The 904-nt window shown below is 48.0% G+C and carries 1 protein-coding gene; it reads left to right on the top strand.

The features are described from left to right. A partial coding sequence (gene nagA, locus ACRCJ0_RS15995) for an N-acetylglucosamine-6-phosphate deacetylase (protein WP_431391159.1) occupies nucleotides 1-904 on the top strand: 904 nt, incomplete at both ends.

Raw genomic sequence — 904 nt, forward strand, 5'->3', positions numbered from 1 at the left:
TTTAGAGAAACCCTTAAAAGGTGAGGTTAAAGATTACACGGGTTATACGGTGGCGGCTGGTTTAGTGGATACCCACATCCATGGTTTCCAAGGGGCAGATGTGATGGACGATGATTTTGAAGCGGTTCAGACTATGTCTAAAGGATTGCCATCAACAGGTGTGACAGCCTTTTTGCCAACGACCTTAACTTCTTCTACTGACTTATTGACTGCTGTTGCTGGAAAAATCGGTGACCACTACGATGAAGCTGAGGGGGCGAAAATCTTAGGTATCTTCTTCGAAGGGCCATGGTTCACGGAAGAACACAAGGGGGCACAAAACCCAGCCTACATGGGTGATCCTGACTTGGGTCAATTTGAAATCTGGCAGTCAGCGGCTAAAGGTTTGATCAATAAAATTGCCCTAGCGCCAGAGCGGAAAACGGCTAAAGCTTTCACAGAAACTATCACGAAAGAAGGGGTACGAGTAGCCCTAGCCCACTCATCTGCGACCTATGAAGAAGCGACTGCAGTGGTTGATGCGGGTGCCAACATTTTCATACATACTTATAACGGCATGTCTGGTTTACACCACCGCAATCCAGGAATGGTTGGGGCAGCGATGGCAACGGATGATACCTATGCGGAAGTAATTTGTGATGGTAAACATGTCCATCCAGGTGCAACCAAAGCCTTGGTGAAAGCCAAAGGATGGGACAAAACAGTCTTGATTACAGATGCTATGTCAGCGGCAGGCATGCCTGATGGCCAATACCAATTAGGCGAATTCCCGGTTATTGTAAAAGATGGTGAAGCGCGACTTGAGTCAGGTAATTTAGCTGGGTCAGTCTTGACCTTGATTCAAGCGGTTAAGAACGTGGTTGAGTGGGGCGTTGCTGACAGTGAACATGCCCTGCGGATGGCC

The sequence above is a fragment of the Aerococcus sp. L_32 genome, assembly GCF_050689315.1.